This window comes from Bradyrhizobium sp. CCGUVB14 (assembly GCF_024199935.1).
GTDB lineage: Bacteria > Pseudomonadota > Alphaproteobacteria > Rhizobiales > Xanthobacteraceae > Bradyrhizobium.
In genome coordinates, this window is the sequence record NZ_JANADS010000001.1 from 2,862,750 (window position 1) to 2,880,178 (window position 17,429).

The following is a 17,429-nucleotide window of genomic DNA, read 5'->3' on the forward strand; positions in this document are numbered from 1 at the left end:
GTGAAGCAACGCCGGAAAAACCGTCCGGCAGCACAGGAGTGTCAAACCATGTTCGTTCGTTGGAGCGCGGCGCTCGCCGCAGCCATTCTGTTGTCCAGCCCCGTGCTGCTGCAAGGCGCGAGCGCAGCGGACAAACCCACCGATCCACAGATTGCCCACATCGCCTACACGGCCGGGGTGATCGATATCAACGCGGCCAAGCAGGCGCAGAAGAAAGCCAAAAACAAGGACGTCAAGGCGTTTGCCGAGGACATGCTGCGCGACCACGAGGCGGTCAACAAGCAGGCGCTCGCGCTGGTCAAGAAGCTGAACGTCACGCCGGAGGATAACGACACCAGCAAGGCGCTGTCGAAGCAGGCGAGTGACAAGCTGGCCGAGCTCGGCAAGCTGGACGGGGCTGCGTTCGACAGGGCCTATGTCGCCAACGAGGTCGCCTACCACAAGGCGGTCAACGGCGCGCTGGAGACCCAGCTCATTCCATCCGCCAGCAATGCCGAGCTGAAGAGCCTGTTGCAGACCGGCCTGAAGATCTTTCAGGGCCATCAGCAGCACGCCGAGCATGTCGCGGCCGAGCTGAAGTAAGGAGCGTGCGATGAGGCTGGGACGGCTGTCTTCGATCGCCCTTGTCTTCGCGGCGATATCAGTCCCGGCGCACGCCGCGACGATCGAGATCGCGATGGAGAATCTCGTGATCTCACCGGCCGAGGTGTCGGCGAAGGTCGGCGACACCATCACATGGATCAACAAGGACGTGTTCGCCCACACTGCCACGGCAAAGAACGGTGATTTCGACGTGACGCTGCCGCCGAAGAAGTCGGCGACGTCAGTTCTGAAGAAGCCGGGAACGGTCGATTATTACTGCCGCTATCATCCCAATATGAAAGCGACGCTCAAGATCGAGCCGTGAGGAGGGGCCGCGTATTCCCGACTCCGGCGGGAACATCTCCCGGCCATCGCGAGACTAATGCTTGTCCGAGGGAAACAGCTTTCGTGCGATAAACGCAGCAGACTTCGCGAACGATGTTGGCCAAAGCCTGTTCGCAAAGTCATTCATCCGTAGACTGGCCCCGCCCGTGAGGCGGGGTCATTTTCGAAGGGGCTTACTGCCTCGCGAGGCAGACCGAGAATTCGCCGTTGCGAATGCGGGCAGGAAAGCCCTCGACGAACTTCGCCACCGCGTCCTCGCCATAGGTGCCGACGAGCTCGGCAAGCGCGGCAAACAGGCTCGCCTGCGCCAGGCAATCGCCGTCGACGCCATCATGGCGCGCTTCGGCCCAGGCCTCGTTGAGATAGCTCAGGGCGGCCTGTTTCTGCTCGTGATCGGGCAGCGGCGCGCGGGCGGGGGCGTAGGAAATCGGCTGGCTCATGAATCTCAATCAGGGCTGGGGCGCGATCCACGGCGATGCGCTGTGCAAGAGGTGTAGCACGCGCATTAACGACCGCTAGGCCACATCTTTAGGAACGGTTAACGGCTGTGAACAAAGTCGATGACAGGGTTCCGTGTCGCTCAACCCTCATGGTGAGGAGGCGCGTCAGCGCCGTCTCGAACCATGCAGGCCCCGCTGCTGCAGCCGGGCCTTTCATCCTTCGAGACGCGCGTACCGCGCTCCTCAGCGACTGTGTTCTTTGTCAAGCGGATTGCCATTGTTTTTGGTCTCTGAGCATGGCGTTGAGGATGGTGAGAACCTTGCGCGCGACCGCGATGAGGGCAACCATCTTGGGCTTTCCGGCGGCCAGCAGGCGTCGATAGAACGTTTTGAGCTGCGGATGATGCTGGCTAGCGGATAGAGCAGCCATATAGAGCCCAGCGCGCAGCGCGGCTCTTCCGCCCCCGATCATGCTCTTGCCCTTCCAGCGGCCGGACTGACGGGTGAACGGAGCAAGGCCGGCAAGGCTTGCAATCTGGCGACGGTTGAGGGTGCCGAGTTCGGGCACCTCGGCCAAGAACGTGCGAGCGAGCGTGTTGCCCACTCCCGGAAAGCTGATCATCAGTTCCTCCTTGTCGCGCCAGACCGGCGATCCGCGCACCAAGGTGTCGATGTCGTTGTCGATCTCCGGTAGTTCCTTCTCGAGAACCTTGATGTGGCGAACAAGGCTCTTGCGAACGCGCACATTCTCGACCCGCTTCTCGCGCTGGCGTTCGGCAACGATCATCTCGATGATCTGCCGCCTGCGACTGACCAGCTCCGCCAGCAGCCGCGCCTGCTGATCCGGCAGAGCGCGCGGCGTTGGTCTCACGGCCTCGATGAACCGTGCGATGACCGCCGCATCGATCGGATCGGTCTTGGCACGCCGACCAACGGCTTGGGCGAAGTGCCGGATCTGGGCCGGATTGACCACCACCAGCGGCAATTCGGCGCCGGCCAGCGCTGCCGCAACGATGGTCTCGAACCCGCCTGTCGCCTCCACCGCAATCAGCGTTGGCGAACAAGCCGCAAGACGCGTAACCAACTCTTCCAAGCCTTTGCCGTCGCGCGCGACGGCAAAGGCTTCTCCATTTGGACGTACATGCACGTCCAGCCGGTCCTTTGACACATCAATGCCAACATAGATCGCGTCCATCTGCACCCCTCCTTGCGCAACCGGGCTCGCCAGGCGGCCCTCGCGACTGTTCGGGTTCGATGGAACAACGGACGGGGCGCCGCGCTGAGGCACGGGCTTCGCGGCCCTTGGATGAAGCGGTCTCCCGTCCGTTACCGCGCCGGCTATCTTAGCCGATCCGGCACGATCTGACTTACAAGGATGAGGGGTTGCGGTCGGGCGCTTTGCTGACGGAGAATGTCTAGTTCGCGTAGCGCGCCGTGAGATCCCGCGAGATCTTCGAGCCTTCCTCGATGTAGCGGCGGATCGCCACTGTCGCGGCCGGGGTGCAGCTCCGGTAGGTCTGCTGGAAGCCGTTATAGCCGCGGTTGAAGCCTGCGATCATGCGGGTGCGACGTTCGCCGGAGGGCGTTTCAGCATCGATCAGCGCCTGCATCTCGCTGCGCCATTTGTTGCCCTCGTTGGTGCCGCAGATGCCGCGCAGATAGTGCAGGCCGCCGAGGATCTCGGCCAGCCGCTGCAAATCGGCGTCGAACGGCGCCGCTACGTCCTGGGCCCGGGCGGGCGCGGAAGCGCAGGCGAGAATCAGGGCAAAAATGGCCAGAAATCGCGTCGACATCGGCGGGCTGTATGCCCCCTCGGGGCCGATGACGCAAGGCGGGCGGTCAGGGGCCGATCAGACGGGCGGCCGACTGGATGATCTCCTCCAGCCCCCCGGTCATTTTGAGGTCGCCGAGGCTGGCCAGGGCGTCCGGGGCGATCCAGCGGTAGTCGTCGAGCTCGTCGTTCAGGGTGGGTTCCCGGGCCACCCAGCGGGCGGCAAAGGACATGATCAAATAATGGCCGGCCCCGGGCGCGGCCGGGAGCACCTCGCGCCAGCCGGCAAGGCTGGCGATCTCGATATCCAGTCCGGTTTCCTCGTCGACCTCGCGGCTCAGCGCCTGGTGCAGTGATTCGCCGAATTCGACCCGGCCGCCGGGCAGCGAATAGAACCCCTTGGCGGGAGAGCGGGCGCGGCGGGTCAGCAGCACCTTGCCGTCGCGGAAAATCGCGGCACTGACCGCGATCTGGGGATGGGTGGGCTGGACAACTGCAGGCATATCTTCAACGTGTCTGGCTCAATTCGCCATGATGGTGTCGACGTCGGCTTCTGCGCCGCCGTTGATGATGCCGCCGCAGGCCGCGATCAACGGCTTGACCCATGCCGTGGCCTGTTCGGCGAGCCGGACGCGGGTCGTGTCCTTCTCGACCTCGCGCATGGCCGAGCCGACCGCGGTCAGGATCGAGGTCATGGTGTCGGTGATGTGGTCGAACTGGGTCCGCACGCTCGGCTCAGCCTTCTCATAGGCTTCGATGGCCAGATCCCGTGCCTTGAAGTTCGAGGCGGTGAAATGCTCGGCATAGGACAGCGGCGACCAGGTCAAAAAGTCCTCGGCGCATTCCGGCATGTCCGGGATCATTTCCAGAAGCATCACGGCTTCATTGAAATGGTTGAGATAGTCAGTGGCAAGCCCGGTCCGCGGGTTGATGTTGGCCACGCGCAGCCGCTCGGCCCAGGCCGCAGCCTCGGGGCCCGTCTGTGCGCGCGTCGCGGGTTGGGAGGCCGTTGAGCTCATCTGCCGCAGTGTTAACGTTCGGGGTTAAAAGGACCTGAACGGACCCTATATAGACACCCTAAGATGTGCGGACGCTTCGTCATAACTTCAGCCCCCGAGGCTTTGCGGCAACTGTTCGGCTATATCGAGCAGCCGAATTTCCCGCCACGGTACAATGTCGCGCCGACGCAACCGATTCCGGTTGTGTTGGTCGAGAATGGCGCGCGCCATTTTCGTCTGATGCGTTGGGGTCTGCTGCCGGGCTGGGTCAAGGATCCGAAGGGCTTTACGCTGCTGATCAATGCGCGCTCGGAGACGGTGCTGGAGAAACCCGCGTTCAAGAAAGCGATTCGGCGACGGCGTGGACTGATCCCGGCGGACGGTTATTACGAGTGGAAGGCGATCGACGGCCGCAAGCAGCCGTTCTTCATCCACCATGCCGACGGTGCGCCGCTCAGTTTCGCCGCCGTCGTCGAAACCTGGATCGGGCCGAACGGCGAGGAGCTCGACACGGTGGCGATCGTCACGGCGGCGGCTGGCGAGGATCTCGCCACGCTGCATGACCGCGTGCCGGTGACCATCAGCCCGCGCGATTTCGAGCGCTGGCTCGATTGTCGCGGCGATGAGGTCGATGCGATCCTGCCGCTGATGACGGCCCCGCGCATCGGCGAATTCGCCTGGCATCCCGTCTCCACCCGCGTCAACCGCGTCGCCAATGATGACGACCAACTGCTGTTGCCGATCAGCGCGGAAGCGATGGAGGCGGAGGCCGAGGCGGCGAAACCGAAGAAGCTCGCGCGCAAGGTTGCGGCCGGTTCGGTCGATGACGGGCAGGGCTCGTTGTTCTAGGCGAAGGTGCCGTAGGGTGGGCAAAGGCGCGGCGCGCCGTGCCCACGATCTCTCCCTTCAACGCGCAGTGGTGGGCACGCTTCGCTTTGCCCACCCTACGGCAGCGGAGCGTTACACAATCTCCTTTGCTCTCAGCGCCGCGATCTCCGCCGCATCAAACCCAAGCTCGCCCAGCACCGCATCCGTATCCGCACCCAATTCCGGTGCCATCCGATCGAGCTTGCCACCACCATGCGCGAGCTTGAATCCGCTGCCGGCAAAGCGCAGGCGGCCATAAGGTGTGTCCAGCTCCTGGATCGCGCCGCGGGCCTTGATCTGCGGATGGTCGATCACCTCCTCGACCTTCCAGATGCTGGCACAGGGGGCGCCGGCATCCTCCAGGATTGTCTCCCATTCGCGCGCAGGCTTTGCCGCGAGCGCCTCTTCGATAATGGCGCGCAGCGCTGGCTCGTTCTCGTTACGCGAAAACCAGTCGGCGAAGCGTGGGTCATTCAGCGTATCCTCGCGGCCAAGCGTGGACATCAGCGCGCGGTATTGTTTTTCATTGTTGACGGCGAGCAGGATGTGACCGTCGCCGCATTTGAACAGGTTCGCGGTGGTCCGGCGGCTCACGGCCTGATTGCCCGAAAGCTGCTGGCGATGGCCGGCGACCGACCAGTCCGCGATCTGGCCGGAGAGAAACGCCATCGTCGCCTCCAGCATCGAGACGTCGATGAACTGTCCCTTGCCGGTGCGGTCGCGCTGGTAGAGCGCGCTCGACACGCCGAACGCGGCCGTCGCGCCCGAGAGCACGTCGCACACCGCAAAGCCCGCGCGCGTCGGGCCCGTCTCGGGATGGCCTGATATCGCCATGATTCCTGACAGCGCCTGCATCTTGCCGTCATAGCCGGGCCGTAACCGATCCGGGCCGGTCTGGCCGAAACCGGACACCGCGCAATAGATCAGCTTTGGATTGATCGCCGACAGCGCCTCGTAGCCGATGCCGAGCTTGTCCATCACGCCCGGCCGGAAGTTTTCCATCACCACGTCGACTTGCGCCGCGAGCTTCTTCACGATCGCAATGGCGTCGGGCTTCTGCAGATCGAGCGTCAGGCTGCGCTTGTTGCCGTTGATGGCCTGGAAGGCGGGGGCCAGCCCGCGCTCGGCCCATTCGCGCGAGAGCGGCGTGCGGCGCATGTCCTCGCCCTCGCGCCGCTCGACCTTGATGACGTCGGCGCCCAGCAGCGCAAGCTGGTAGCTCGCATAGGGGCCGGCCAGCACCTGGGTGAAGTCCAGGATCTTCACGCCCTCGAACGGTCGCGTCACGTCGCTCTCCCCTTGTTGTTTATTCTGTCGGAGGACGTCAGGCGGCGCGATTGCCGCGCGCGATCTCCTTCTGCTTGTCGAATTCGGCGCGGCGGCGTGCCAGCTCTTCCGGCGAAAGCTGCGCGACATTGTTGTAGTCGAGCTTCCAGGAGGCGTCCTCGTTCCAGCGCAGCGGCGACTGCATTGTGGTCTGCGGGCCGCTCGCGGTCTCCAGCAGCTTCAGCGCCAGCTCCAGCGTCTGCGCCTGCGAGGCGACGTCATGCGGCTTGCCGGCGGAATTGCCGAGCGGGAAGTCCGAGAACAAAAAGCGCGGCACGGCGGCGTGCTCGATGATGTCCTTGGCGCAGCCCATCACCACGGTCGGAATGCCGTTGGCCTCGAGATGGCGCGCCACCAGCGCGGTGGTCTGGTGGCAGACCGGGCAGTTCGGCACCAGCACGGCGACGTCGACCTTGTCGGCCATGCAGCGCGCCAGGATCTCTGGCGCGTCGGTGTCCAGCGTGACGCGATGGCTGCGGTTGGTCGGCGCACCGAAGAAGCGGGGCGCGACCTCGCCGATGCGGCCTGCCGCCTGTGCTTTCAACAGCTGCGGCAGCGGAAACCAGGTGCCGTTGTCGGTCGCCGTGGTGTGCTTGCGGTCGTAGCCGATGTGCGAGATGCGCAAATCATGCGCTTTCGAGGTATCGCCGTCATAGACCTGGTAGAATTTCGCGCTGCCATTATACGCCGCGCCCGGCCCCTGATCGCCCTTGGCCGGATCGTAGGGCGCCGCCGTGGTGATGATGGTGATGCGCGATTGCGCAAGCGGCTTTTTCAACGGCTGGAACGGCGCCTCGGTGTAATGCGCCCAGCGATATGCCGTGGTGTAGCCGATCGCGGCGTAATAATCCCGCGTGCGCTGCATATAGGGAACGGGGGAATCATAGTCGGGCGCAAAGCCGAATTCGTCGTCGCGCGGAGCGGACATGGGCGCGTCTCCTGGTTCTTGGTTGGGGCCAGACTAGAGATAGTTTTTGGGTTGCTCAACGGGGGCGCGGGTGACGCAGGCCAGAATTGCGATCTCGTCGGGGGGGCCGCCGTCTCACCCTCTCCCCTTGCGGGAGAGGGTGGCTTCGCGAGAGCGAATCCGGGTGAGGGGTTTCTATCCTCACGGACGGTCTTGCAAACGGAGAGATACCCCTCATCCGGCGCTTCGCGCCACCTTCTCCCGCAAGGGGAGAAGGGAAGAGGCAAGCGTCGCCTACCTGAAGATATGCAGCGCCGCGTATTGCAGCAGCATGATCGCCTTGGCGTCGATGATGCGGCCGTCGGCGATCATCGCCAGAGCCTCGTCGATGCCGAGCTCCAGCACCTCGATGTCCTCGCCTTCATGCTCCAGGCCACCGCCGGCGCTGACGCGCATCTCCGGTTCATATTCGGCGACGAAAAAATGGATTCTTTCGGTCACCGCGCCCGGGCTCATGAATGCCTCGAACACCTTGTGGACGTCGTGCAGGCGATAGCCGGTTTCCTCCTCGGCCTCGGCGCGAATGCGGACCTCGGGCGATGCGTCGTCCAGCACGCCGGCGGCGGCCTCGATCAGCAAATCGTCGTAGCCGCGGGTGAAGGCCGGCAGGCGGAATTGGCGCACCAGGATCACGCTGCGCCCCGCGCGATTATAGGGCAGCACGGCGGCGGCGTTGTCGCGCTCATAGATTTCGCGTTTCTGCGTCTGCCATTCGCCGTTGCCGCGGCGGTAGTCGAATGTCGTGCTTTTTAGCGTGGTCCAGCCGTCCGAGAGCACACGGACGTCCTTGATGCGGACGCGGTCTGAAATGGTCATTGCTGTCTTCCGGGTGAGAGCTAACGGGGCTGCTCGCGGCCGTCGAGCCACTTCTGGAACATCACCGAGGTCGATTCCTCGAAGCCGAGCGACTGGTAGAACGCATTGGCCTGCCCATTCTCGCGGCGCACGAGAAGTTGCAGTTTTGCGATGCCGGCGGTGCGCAGCCAGTCCTCGGCTGCTGCCATGATGGCACGGCCATAACCACGCTTGCGGATATCGGGGTCGACCGCGACGTAATAGACCCAGCCGCGATGGCCGTCATGGCCGACCATGACGGTCGCCACGATCGCGCCGCCATCGCGGCCGATCAGCACCGTCGAGTTGTCCCGCCGCCGGGCCAGCGCGATGTCGGCATGCGGATCGTTCCATGGCCGCGTCAGGCCGCAGCGCTGCCACAGCGCAACGACGTTCTCGACGTCGGCATCCCCAATCGAGTCGACCGCAAGAGCACTCACAGCACCTTCCCCGGGTTCATGATTCCGTACGGATCGAGCATCGCCTTGATCGCGCGCATCAGCTCGATCGCGGTCTTGTCCTTGACGTCAGGCAGCTCGTCGCGCTTCAGCACGCCGATGCCGTGTTCGGCCGAGATCGAGCCGCCCATGCGCAGCACGATCTCGAACACGACAGCGTTCATCTCGTGCCAGCGCGCCAGATAATCCGCGGTGTTGGCGCCGATCGGCTGGCTGACATTGTAGTGCAGATTGCCGTCGCCGAGATGGCCGAACGGCACCGGCCGCGCGCCGGGGATCAGCTTCACCACCGCGGCGTTGGCTTCCGCGATGAATTCAGGCACGGCGGCGATCGGCACCGAGATGTCGTGCTTGATCGAGCCGCCCTCGGGCTTCTGCGCCGACGACATCTCCTCGCGCAGCTTCCAGAAGCCGTTGCGCTGGGTGAGGTTGGCCGCGATCACGGCATCGTCGACGATTTCCTCTTCCATGGCGCGGGTCAGGATCGTCTCCAGCGGCGTGCGGGCGTCGTCGCCGGGCGAGGACAGTTCCATCAGCACGTACCAGGGATGCTTCTCGGCAAGGGGATCGCGCACGTCGATGCCGTGGCGGATCGAGAAGTCCACCGCCATCTCCGAGAGCAGCTCGAAACTCGTCAGCGCATTGGCAGCCTCGCCCTGCGCGATCGTCAGCAATTTGAGCGCCGCCGCCGGCGATTTCAGCCCGACATAGGCGGTCTCGACCGCCCGCGGCTTCGGAAACAGCTTTAACGTCGCCGCGGTGATGATGCCGAGCGTGCCTTCCGCGCCGATGAAGAGGTTGTGCAGATTATAGCCGGTGTTGTCCTTCTTCAGCTTCGACAGCACGTTGAGCACGCGTCCGTCGGCGAGCACCACTTCCAGCCCCAGCGCCATCTCGCGCGCCACGCCATAGGCAAGCGCGGCGGTGCCGCCGGCATTGGTCGAGAGATTGCCGCCGATGGTGCAGCTGCCTTCAGCGCCCAGGGAAAGCGGAAACAGCCGGTCGACGTCGGAGGCCCTCTGCTGCGCGATCTGCAACACCACGCCGGCCTCGCAGGTCATGGTGTTCGACGCGGTGTCGACCTCGCGGATCTTGTCCAGCCGCCGCAGCGACACCACGACCTCGCCATTGTGCGGCGTCTGGCCGCCGACGAGCCCGGTGTTGCCGCCCTGCGGCACCAGCGCGATTTTGTGCGCGGAGGCGAGCTTGCAGATCGCGGAGACCTCGGCCGTCGAACCCGGGCGCAGCACCAGCGGCGAGCGGCCGTGGAACAGATTGCGCTCCTCGGTGACGTAAGCCTGGATATCGGTCGCATCGGTGATCGCGTGCTTGTCGCCGACGATCTTGCGGAATTGGTCGATCAGCTCGGGCGCGAGTGGAGGGGTGGCGGATTGATTGATGTTCATTGTCTCGTCTCTTCGCTCTTATCTCGCCACGGCGGCCCGGCGCAGCCGGTCGTTGATCGCTTCGCCCAGGCCTTCCTCGGGAATCGCCATCACGGCAATCGCGGTCGGCGCCTTCGCATCGAGGCTGCGAAGATAGCCGAACAGATTGGCGGCGGCTTCATCGAGATCAGCCGCGGGCGACAAATTCATGACGGCGGCTGCGGCCTCCAGGCCGGGCAGGCGCGCAGGCCCGAACGCCAGCAGCGCTTCACCCGGCGCAACGTCGCGCGCGTTGAGCCGCACATTGGCGCGCGGCGCGTAATGCGAGGCCATCATGCCCGGCGCCAGCGGCTGGCCGTCGTCGCTCTCGGCCTCGACCGGCGGCCGCGCCAGGGCTAAGCCGAGCACGGCTTCGATCCGTTCGCGCGACAGCCCGCCGGGCCGCAGCAGCATCGGCGCCTCGAAGCAGCCGACAATGGTCGATTCGACGCCGACCGCGACCGGCCCGCCGTCCACGATCAGGTCGATCCGCCCCGCAAGGTCGCTCTCGACATGCGCGGCCTGCGTCGGCGAAACGTGGCCGGAGATGTTGGCGGACGGCGCCACCACCGCCCCGCCAAAGGCGCGCAGGATCGCCTCCGCCACGGGATGGGCGGGAATGCGGATCGCGACGGTGTCGAGGCCCGCCGTGGCGAGATCGGCGACCGGGCAATCGTCCGTCTTCGGCACCACCAGCGTCAGCGGCCCCGGCCAGAACGCTTCAGCGAGCTTCAGGGCGCGCGCATCGAACCGCCCGATCCGCCGTGCGGCCGCGAGGTCCGCGACGTGTGCGATCAGCGGGTTGAAGGCCGGCCGCCCCTTGGCGCTGTAGATATGGGCCACCGCCGTGGCATTGGCGGCGTCGGCGCCGAGCCCGTAGACGGTCTCGGTCGGAAACGCGACCAGGCCGCCGGCGGCCAGCGTCCGGGCGGCAGCTTCCGCGCCGGCCTCGCCGGCCGGCAAAACCTGTGTTTCAAGACTCGTTTTCACAGGGACAAAATTCCTCATCTCGGCCGCTTGCGGTGCGCCAAACCCGACGCTATAAGCCGGCCTCTTGTCGGAGTGTGGCTCAGCCCGGTAGAGCACTGCGTTCGGGACGCAGGGGTCGCAGGTTCGAATCCTGCCACTCCGACCAGAAATCATTAGGTTTTTCCTTCTGATCGCTGGTCATTCCCGAGTCAACCACCGTTTCAACCACCGAAACATATCGGCCCTTTTGACCAATGGCCGTGGCAGCTCCCTGCAGAAAGTCAGGATGGTGGTGGCCGTAGGTGTCCTGCAGGACCTCGGGAGACATGCCCAGGAACCCTGCCGCTTCCCAGATCGGCACGCCACGCTGCATGAGCCATGTCGCTGCGGTATGGCGTAGCGTATGGGGCGTCACCCTCCCGGGTAGGCCGGCAAGCCCGACGGCGGTCTTGAAGCCCTTTTTCACCGAGGCGATCGGCTTGCCGTTGAATTCAATGAAGCACTCCGCCATCAGCTTGCGGTTCCACCAGCGACGTAGATGGGCGAGCAACCGAGGCGGGATCGGCGCCGGTGTCTGACGCTTCTTTGTTGTGCGCTTGCCGATAGCCTTCCGATAGAAGATGCCGCGCTCCAGATCCACGTAGGACCGCCCTGATAGTGCGTACGGCGATGCGGTCGCTATCGCCCCTGCCCGCGTGCCAGTGTACAGGCCGATCAGGATGAACCGAGCGATGTGGCGCAGAGGCCTGCGGTTCGTGGCGACCGGGTCACCCTTCGACGCCCCCGAATGGATCGTCTGTTTCTCGCGGTGCCGCCAACAGTACCACAGCAATGCGGCAGCCTCCTTGCGGGTCAGCCATCGGTCGCGCGCCTCACCCTTCGGAGGGAGCGACACGCGTACCACGCCGTGGTGAAGGCCTTCCTTGGCGTGGTGATTGATTGCGGCACGTAACGTTTCAAGATCGCGGCGCGCGCCGCCTGGGTTACCACGATGCTTGGTATATCCCGCGCAGGCCTGTGCGTTGACCTGCGCGAGCATCTTGCCGCCCCAGTATTCGTTGAGACGTTCGATCCGAGGCTCAATCTCATGTTGTTCGCCGGGCTCGCCGATGTCTGTCAGATAGATAGAAAGCACATCAGCACAGTCGATGTCCTCTATGTCTCGTCTGCTGCGCTCGGGTTGGTACTTACGTGCGATGTAATCCGCGAGTGCTTGTTCTGCTTCTCGAGGCGGCTTTGTTCCAGACGCGCTCGCAAGGCATCCTGTGGCGATATGTCGGTCACCGTCCTTGATGATCCAGACCGCCTGGGCGACGAGCTTGCCGTCGCGGTAGCGCGGTTTGCGCTTAAAGAGTCGGGCTCCCTTACTTGGACGCGGCATAATTCTCTCATTTCATCGATTGCATTTAAGGTGGTGAACAATTTGTTGGCGATCAGTTCCACGCGCAGCCGTCCTCGCGCGGCTTCACGGCGAAGTCCTGAGGCCGTCATCGTTCCATCTGGAAAAGCGAGGTGAGCCGCCACCGCGAGGCGTAGAGGTGCATCTCGGGCCACGTCTCGAAGCCGAGCAGAATCAACCATCGCGAACACACGCGCCCGTTAGGGCTGTTGCGCACTGGCCGAAGGCTCAGTCTATGTTTCCGGGAGGCACCCAAATTGGTATGCACGTAAATAATACTACAGTCTGAAATTGAGCTCAAGGCCGAAATGGCTAAATCGAATTCATGCCATTGATTCCAGGCGGGTATTCTCGATGAATTGCAACATCTCAAAGTTGTTTGCAATCTCGGGATCCGATTGGTCTTCTGCCTGTTCTCCTTCTCGGGGATCGGTTTGACGCTATCGCTTCGGGAAATTGAAAGAGCTGCATGTCCAAAGCTGCCTCGGCAAAAGTGTTCACCAAATTCAACTTTCGGCTGCGTTATGACAGACTCGACAGCGAACAGTGGAAACAACTTGAAGCAATCTGGGGCTGCCAGTTGTCAGCAGCAACTAGAGAGAAGATTGATGTGGTCAATTCGCTCTATGCTGCCATAGGCAATCTGCACGCGAAGGGGAAGACGCAGACCGTCGCGAAGGCGGAAAATGCGCTCAATGCTTGGATCAAGGCAAGCGGCCGCCTTCGGAAAAATCTAAATGCGCCGAAGACCTCCGGCGTGCAAATGAGCAAGGCTGAAGTCATCAGTAGATTCTATGGCGACGATGCCGTTCGAAAAATCGCCGAGATGGGTCCAGTTGTGTTCGCTCAATATGTTGTGGATGCAGCAGTTGGCGCTGCACTACTGGCACTGGATGAAATCAAGACGCGCAATATGGACGTTGATTTGAAAAGAGAGTTGTGGTTCGCGTGGGTCATGTATCTCGCTGGGCTTGCGACTGATAGCGGCGCCAAGGTGACGGCGAGCAGTGCCAATAAATTGAAGAATGACTCGCCGTTCGTGCAAGGCATCCTATTCCTGCAAAAGCGGTTACCAAAAGAGTGCCATCACTACAGCGGCTACGAGTCCGTCGCGAAAGGTGTGAATTGGGCTAAGCAAAAATTCGCGAAGACGAGCCCCAAGATATTACTTGCGATAATCGCCGGTTGGGGCGCGAACATCGAGGGCTTCAACGGCAGCAATAGGGGCGCGCCCGCAGCGGTTCTTGAGAAACTGTTCCCCGGGAATGTTGCAGCGAAAAAGAGAAGCAGAGCTTCCCGCGTCTACTAACTCATCTCATTAGGTTTGTTCACGCTGGCGGCGCAAGTCGACAAGCGGTAACAACCTAAGAGAGAGTAAAATGACTAATATCGGCACTACAGGCGCTGCCCGACACGCTCGCCAATTGAGCAACGAAATTTCGACAATCTCGGTACGTCGTAGTCTCGGAGACGTATCAATGATCGATGAGATCAAAGCTCTCCGCAAACGATACAAGGATGATCGCGCGGGCTATCGCGTGAAAAAGTACGTGGCTCTGGGCATGGCAATGGCGTTCGTGTTGCGCCTGCGCTCGAACGCGTCAGATGTCGCAGCCTTCTACAAGGTTACGGAAAAAAAGCTGCCCAAAGCGATAGTAGGAAACCCAGGCAAGAGCCTAACCGCCGCGCTCGTTGGCTATGTCACGTGCGCGAAATCAAAAAGCGCGGTCAAGCGAGCATGGAAGCAGGCTCGTGCCTTGGACTACCTAGTTGATGACCAAGGCGTTGAAGTCAAGAACATCGCCAAAGAGATCTCCAAACGCGGCGGTATTGAAGCGATTGTGAACGAAGCTGCAGAAAAGCGCCCTCGACGCAAATCAGGTATGGCCCTTGCCCTTGCCGCGTTTAAGGCGAAGTCACTCCAGCTCGAGACGCCTGCTCCGCAATGCGATCAATCCGATGAGGAAGACTGGGAGGACATTTCGTCCGCCGGAGAGCTTCAACGTGGTGAGCGCATGGTGACGGTCACGATGAAGGCGAGCCCAGTCGATATTGCTAAGATGATGGCGCTCAAGCCGGATCGCCGTATGGAAATCACGTGCCTCCGACTCGACGTATCGGACAATGCGGTAGCAGAGATCCAGGAGGTTCGTTCACCGAAGGCGTGACCGCACGCCAAGCCACAGCAGAAGGCCGCGCCAACTCGGAGCGCGGTCTTTTCTCCAACTGCTTATCGAAATGTGATTGATCGGAGAGCGTTCCTATGCCGAATTTCCGCCGAGCGCAGCCGTTTTGGCGTAGACGCGAGCCAACCGCCGGGCATGACGTCGCCGAGCTGCTGCCGGCGTCGCTCAACAAGGACGAGCGTTTCGAGACCTTAGAGGACGCACAGGGCGAGAGCGCTCGAAGTGAAGCTGTTCTGGCCGCATACCGTCCGCGCAACCAGTATTCGGTCTACCTACGTGAGTGCCGGGAAGGGTACTATGCATGCGAGCAGACCTACTGCCCAGTGTGTGCGCGGACGTTTCGCCGCTATTTCATTGGTGAGTCGCTGCGGATTTGCGACGGTTTTAACGGGAGCATCAAGTTCAGCACGGTCTTGTTGGGGGCCGCGCCAAAGGGCAAGTTGAAGAGCTTGGAAATCGCGCGGCACGATGCCGGTCTTCGCAAGCGCCTCGTTCGCGCAGGGCTTCGCGACGTGGTTGTCGTCGGTGGCCTTGAAATGATCTACCGCGCGCGGCAGGGGATCTGGGTCTTGCACATCAACCTAGCCTTCCTTGGCGGTGAGGCCGAGACCATGGCAGCGTTCGAGCGGACATTCCAGAACTCAGACCTCTATCGCCCCGTGGTAACCGTTGACCTCCAAGATCGACCCCAGCAACTGTCCTACCTCTTAAAGTTCACCACCTATCATCGACCGTTCGCGCAGATCGGCCCGGCGAAGTCGCCCGCCAAGCCGCTCAACCCTGATCTGCACTACGAGTTGGTGTGCTGGATGGCGCAGCATGAGTTCGCGGATCACATGTTTCTGTTCAACGCGCGGCGTTATGGACCGACGATCACGTTGTCGAGCAAGGCGGTGGGCAAGGCGTGAACCCATTCGTAGCCCTTGTTGCCAGGGCCGCAATAGATTGGGCGCTGGACCACGAGCCGGTCACCAGTGCGCGCCAGCAAGCCCTCCGCGGCGAGCTCCTGCTTGAAGAGGCTGGCCGCGCGGCCAGCGCCGATAATTGCCTCTAGCTGTTTGGCGGTGAGGTAGAGCCACGCCTGGCCCTTGTGCGTGTGCAAATATCCCGGGGCTGAACCCAACGTGTGGCGGGCGCGATCAAGTCGACCTCGATCAAGATCGACGAACCGATCGCGATGCCGAGCACAATATTCGGACAAGCGGCGGCGCAAAGGCGAAGTCGGTGCAGTGGTGCTCGAAGGCAGGCTGTCGAACTGACAGGCTAGAATGGCCCGCAGTAGGTCCGGCCGCCGCCACGTGAAAACCCGCAGATGAATGGCCAGACAACCCGCGGCGTAGACGGTCGCGAACCGGGCGGTCGAACGTTCGAGCGGTTTGGCGCCGATCTTGGCAGCGCGGCTGCGGACGCATCGGATGTAAGCGGCTCGTCTCTTGGATAGAAAGCTCTTGGCTTCCGAGACCGTTTGCTTGTTCTTGTAGATCCTCTGGACGAGCCTGTAACCGGGTGCACCAAACGTCGTGCGGCATCGGTTCTTGATCACATCGGTTAGTGCCGCGCCATCAGCGAACCCGTGCAGATCCTCGTAGATGCCGGCCCCGGTATCCTGGGGCAGGGCGACGTCGATCAGACGACCGCGGTGCTGTTCGTCAACTTGTACGCCGCCAGCAGCTGCGAGTTCATCAAGCGACAAGTTCGACGTGCTAAGAAAGTACAGCCGCCACGCTGCGGTCTCCGGCTCGTTCAAGCGCTTTCGCTTGCTGCCCTCAGCCAACCGGAACGAGCCGTTCAAGACTGCATTGGCGCGGCTCTGGTCGTCGGTGCCGGCAAGGTTGGTCTCGTCGAGAATAAGCAGGGCGTCGCAATGAGTCTGCGCGGTCTCGTCGAGCGTGTTCAGGGTGGTGTTCCAGTTCTCGGCAAAGCCCTTCTCCGCGCGCGCAGAATCCCGATGACAACCCCAAACGGATCCAGCCACCATCGCCGCCGTGGTCTTTCCGGTCTCGGCTGGGCCGGTGATCTGAAAACCACCGGTGCGCGGCCCCTTCACAAAGGGCAAGATCGGACCGGTACACGCCAAGCTAGCGGCGAACATGAGTCGCGAGTTACCGGAACAAGGGTTGCCGATTTGCTTCTGCCATCGTCCTAAGGACCCCCGCGAGCGATATTTGCGAAGCATATCCTGGTCGAGGGAACCGAGGGCACGCTCAACGCGCAGCGGTGGCTGCCCGATAATTGAACGTGGGCGAACGTAGTAGCTGCCGAGCGACCCCAAGCGCGGGACAATCAAGAAATCAGCTGGGCCATCCGGTTCGTAGTCTTCAAGCATCTTGATCAAGGTGGTCTGAGATGATCGCGACAGAAGCCTGCAACCAGCCTGACCTAATTCTGGGAGGACGCGGCGGCGAGGTTCGAGCAAGTCGGCTATCGAATATGGCGGCAAGTCGATTTTTGAGCCTGCGACGGCAAGCTTGATATATGGATTTCCGAGATCGTCTGTGCCGTGACCGGCGAACAATATCTTTTCGAGCGCGGTCGTGATTGCCGTTGCCATTTTGGGACCTCATCGTGATTCACACGGGGTCCTTTACAGGGCGGGCTTTTCAGAGATCGCGTTGCGGCGCGAGTAGATGGTTGTCAACGAGAATTGCCATCGAAAAGCGGAGTTGAGCCCGCAAAGTAGTGAGTTGGAGCATCAAAAGAGTGTTTTGAGCGCTCAAGTATAGAACACTGCATAATTGTCACTGCATCGGCGTAACGCCTGCTCTCCTACGACGTCTGTCGTTCTGCGACGCGCGTGTGAATGTGTGAATCGGCGCATTATAGTTCTCTTTAAGAGAACTTTACGATCAGGCGTTCCCTTAAA

General features: G+C 62.3%; 18 protein-coding genes, 1 tRNA gene and 1 pseudogene. 7 read left to right on the forward strand and 13 right to left on the reverse strand.

Annotated elements, in window-relative coordinates; all coding sequences use genetic code 11:
• The first annotated feature begins 48 nt into the window (after positions 1-48).
• Together NLM32_RS13150 and NLM32_RS13155 are read left to right on the forward strand one after the other, a co-directional pair.
• A complete protein-coding gene (locus tag NLM32_RS13150) occupies positions 49-582 on the forward strand; it encodes a DUF4142 domain-containing protein (protein WP_254129394.1) in 534 nt (177 codons plus the stop codon).
• A 10-nt stretch (positions 583-592) separates the two neighbouring features.
• The gene (locus NLM32_RS13155) at positions 593-907 is read left to right on the forward strand and encodes a cupredoxin family copper-binding protein (RefSeq protein ID WP_254129395.1); all 315 of its coding nucleotides are present in this window, start codon (positions 593-595) and stop codon (positions 905-907) included.
• A gap of 193 nt (positions 908-1,100) precedes the next feature.
• On the opposite strand, the gene NLM32_RS13160 is transcribed toward NLM32_RS13155, so the two are convergent.
• The 5 genes from NLM32_RS13160 to NLM32_RS13180 form a co-directional block, all read right to left on the reverse strand.
• Positions 1,101-1,367 carry a hypothetical protein gene (locus NLM32_RS13160; protein ID WP_092227477.1) on the reverse strand — a complete coding sequence of 89 codons (267 nt, stop codon included), beginning with the start codon at positions 1,365-1,367 and terminating at the stop codon, positions 1,101-1,103.
• A gap of 262 nt (positions 1,368-1,629) precedes the next feature.
• A complete protein-coding gene (locus tag NLM32_RS13165) occupies positions 1,630-2,562 on the reverse strand; it encodes a transposase (RefSeq protein WP_254127844.1) in 933 nt (310 codons plus the stop codon).
• Between the two features lie 220 nt (positions 2,563-2,782).
• Entirely contained in the window at positions 2,783-3,160 is a 378-nt protein-coding gene (locus tag NLM32_RS13170; protein WP_254129396.1) for a TIGR02301 family protein, read from the reverse strand.
• A 46-nt stretch (positions 3,161-3,206) separates the two neighbouring features.
• Positions 3,207-3,641 carry an NUDIX hydrolase gene (locus tag NLM32_RS13175; protein WP_254129397.1) on the reverse strand — a complete coding sequence of 145 codons (435 nt, stop codon included), beginning with the start codon at positions 3,639-3,641 and terminating at the stop codon, positions 3,207-3,209.
• An 18-nt stretch (positions 3,642-3,659) separates the two neighbouring features.
• The gene (locus NLM32_RS13180; RefSeq protein WP_254129398.1) at positions 3,660-4,157 is read right to left on the reverse strand and encodes a hypothetical protein; all 498 of its coding nucleotides are present in this window, start codon (positions 4,155-4,157) and stop codon (positions 3,660-3,662) included.
• Between the two features lie 63 nt (positions 4,158-4,220).
• Between NLM32_RS13180 and NLM32_RS13185 the strand changes: the two genes are divergently transcribed.
• On the forward strand, positions 4,221-4,985 hold the full coding sequence (locus NLM32_RS13185) for an SOS response-associated peptidase (RefSeq protein ID WP_254129399.1): 765 nt from the start codon (positions 4,221-4,223) through the stop codon (positions 4,983-4,985).
• 111 nt (positions 4,986-5,096) lie between these two features.
• Here NLM32_RS13185 and NLM32_RS13190 read toward each other — a convergent pair whose 3' ends face one another.
• The 6 genes from NLM32_RS13190 to NLM32_RS13215 all read right to left on the reverse strand — a co-directional run bounded on the left by NLM32_RS13190 (position 5,097) and on the right by NLM32_RS13215 (position 11,002).
• The gene (locus NLM32_RS13190) at positions 5,097-6,290 is read right to left on the reverse strand and encodes a CaiB/BaiF CoA-transferase family protein (RefSeq protein WP_254129400.1); all 1,194 of its coding nucleotides are present in this window, start codon (positions 6,288-6,290) and stop codon (positions 5,097-5,099) included.
• A gap of 37 nt (positions 6,291-6,327) precedes the next feature.
• Positions 6,328-7,257 carry a glycine/sarcosine/betaine reductase selenoprotein B family protein gene (locus NLM32_RS13195; protein WP_254129401.1) on the reverse strand — a complete coding sequence of 310 codons (930 nt, stop codon included), beginning with the start codon at positions 7,255-7,257 and terminating at the stop codon, positions 6,328-6,330.
• 273 nt (positions 7,258-7,530) lie between these two features.
• A complete protein-coding gene (locus NLM32_RS13200; RefSeq protein ID WP_254129402.1) occupies positions 7,531-8,112 on the reverse strand; it encodes an NUDIX domain-containing protein in 582 nt (193 codons plus the stop codon).
• A 20-nt stretch (positions 8,113-8,132) separates the two neighbouring features.
• Positions 8,133-8,570: a GNAT family acetyltransferase gene (locus tag NLM32_RS13205; protein ID WP_254129403.1), complete on the reverse strand. Its 438-nt coding sequence runs from the start codon at positions 8,568-8,570 to the stop codon at positions 8,133-8,135.
• Entirely contained in the window at positions 8,567-9,994 is a 1,428-nt protein-coding gene (locus NLM32_RS13210) for an FAD-binding oxidoreductase (protein ID WP_254129404.1), read from the reverse strand. The genes NLM32_RS13205 and NLM32_RS13210 overlap by 4 nt, the downstream gene beginning before the upstream one ends.
• Positions 9,995-10,012: 18 nt before the next feature.
• On the reverse strand, positions 10,013-11,002 hold the full coding sequence (locus tag NLM32_RS13215; RefSeq protein ID WP_254129405.1) for an L-threonylcarbamoyladenylate synthase: 990 nt from the start codon (positions 11,000-11,002) through the stop codon (positions 10,013-10,015).
• Between the two features lie 68 nt (positions 11,003-11,070).
• Between NLM32_RS13215 and NLM32_RS13220 the strand changes: the two genes are divergently transcribed.
• A tRNA-Pro gene (locus NLM32_RS13220) sits at positions 11,071-11,147 on the forward strand.
• A 171-nt stretch (positions 11,148-11,318) separates the two neighbouring features.
• Here NLM32_RS13220 and NLM32_RS13225 read toward each other — a convergent pair.
• Positions 11,319-12,362, reverse strand: a pseudogene (locus NLM32_RS13225) (tyrosine-type recombinase/integrase); the annotation flags it as partial.
• A 487-nt stretch (positions 12,363-12,849) separates the two neighbouring features.
• On the opposite strand from NLM32_RS13225, the gene NLM32_RS13230 reads away from it, so the two are divergent.
• From NLM32_RS13230 to NLM32_RS13240, 3 genes are all read left to right on the forward strand, one after another.
• Positions 12,850-13,689: a hypothetical protein gene (locus NLM32_RS13230; protein ID WP_254129406.1), complete on the forward strand. Its 840-nt coding sequence runs from the start codon at positions 12,850-12,852 to the stop codon at positions 13,687-13,689.
• A 169-nt stretch (positions 13,690-13,858) separates the two neighbouring features.
• On the forward strand, positions 13,859-14,548 hold the full coding sequence (locus tag NLM32_RS13235; protein WP_254129407.1) for a hypothetical protein: 690 nt from the start codon (positions 13,859-13,861) through the stop codon (positions 14,546-14,548).
• A gap of 95 nt (positions 14,549-14,643) precedes the next feature.
• Positions 14,644-15,474, forward strand: coding sequence for a hypothetical protein (locus NLM32_RS13240; protein ID WP_254129408.1), 831 nt, complete (start codon positions 14,644-14,646; stop codon positions 15,472-15,474).
• Here the strand turns inward: NLM32_RS13240 and NLM32_RS13245 are convergent.
• Positions 15,426-17,117 (reverse strand): DUF927 domain-containing protein, encoded by a 1,692-nt coding sequence (locus NLM32_RS13245; RefSeq protein ID WP_254129409.1) that lies wholly within the window; start codon positions 17,115-17,117, stop codon positions 15,426-15,428. The genes NLM32_RS13240 and NLM32_RS13245 overlap by 49 nt on opposite strands.
• Between the last annotated feature and the right edge of the window lie 312 nt (positions 17,118-17,429).

What these genes read in the sequence shown, in the direction of transcription:
- NLM32_RS13165 (WP_254127844.1), bottom strand. Translation starts at nt 2,562, where the DNA reads ATGGACGCGATCTATGTTGGCATTGATGTGTCAAAGGACCGGCTGGAC.
- NLM32_RS13160 (WP_092227477.1), bottom strand. Translation starts at nt 1,367, where the DNA reads ATGAGCCAGCCGATTTCCTACGCCCCCGCCCGCGCGCCGCTGCCCGAT.
- NLM32_RS13170 (WP_254129396.1), bottom strand. Translation starts at nt 3,160, where the DNA reads ATGTCGACGCGATTTCTGGCCATTTTTGCCCTGATTCTCGCCTGCGCT.
- NLM32_RS13200 (WP_254129402.1), bottom strand. Translation starts at nt 8,112, where the DNA reads ATGACCATTTCAGACCGCGTCCGCATCAAGGACGTCCGTGTGCTCTCG.
- NLM32_RS13155 (WP_254129395.1), top strand. Translation starts at nt 593, where the DNA reads ATGAGGCTGGGACGGCTGTCTTCGATCGCCCTTGTCTTCGCGGCGATA.
- NLM32_RS13175 (WP_254129397.1), bottom strand. Translation starts at nt 3,641, where the DNA reads ATGCCTGCAGTTGTCCAGCCCACCCATCCCCAGATCGCGGTCAGTGCC.
- NLM32_RS13230 (WP_254129406.1), top strand. Translation starts at nt 12,850, where the DNA reads ATGTCCAAAGCTGCCTCGGCAAAAGTGTTCACCAAATTCAACTTTCGG.
- NLM32_RS13210 (WP_254129404.1), bottom strand. Translation starts at nt 9,994, where the DNA reads ATGAACATCAATCAATCCGCCACCCCTCCACTCGCGCCCGAGCTGATC.
- NLM32_RS13245 (WP_254129409.1), bottom strand. Translation starts at nt 17,117, where the DNA reads ATGGCAACGGCAATCACGACCGCGCTCGAAAAGATATTGTTCGCCGGT.
- NLM32_RS13180 (WP_254129398.1), bottom strand. Translation starts at nt 4,157, where the DNA reads ATGAGCTCAACGGCCTCCCAACCCGCGACGCGCGCACAGACGGGCCCC.
- NLM32_RS13150 (WP_254129394.1), top strand. Translation starts at nt 49, where the DNA reads ATGTTCGTTCGTTGGAGCGCGGCGCTCGCCGCAGCCATTCTGTTGTCC.
- NLM32_RS13195 (WP_254129401.1), bottom strand. Translation starts at nt 7,257, where the DNA reads ATGTCCGCTCCGCGCGACGACGAATTCGGCTTTGCGCCCGACTATGAT.
- NLM32_RS13235 (WP_254129407.1), top strand. Translation starts at nt 13,859, where the DNA reads ATGATCGATGAGATCAAAGCTCTCCGCAAACGATACAAGGATGATCGC.
- NLM32_RS13240 (WP_254129408.1), top strand. Translation starts at nt 14,644, where the DNA reads ATGCCGAATTTCCGCCGAGCGCAGCCGTTTTGGCGTAGACGCGAGCCA.
- NLM32_RS13185 (WP_254129399.1), top strand. Translation starts at nt 4,221, where the DNA reads ATGTGCGGACGCTTCGTCATAACTTCAGCCCCCGAGGCTTTGCGGCAA.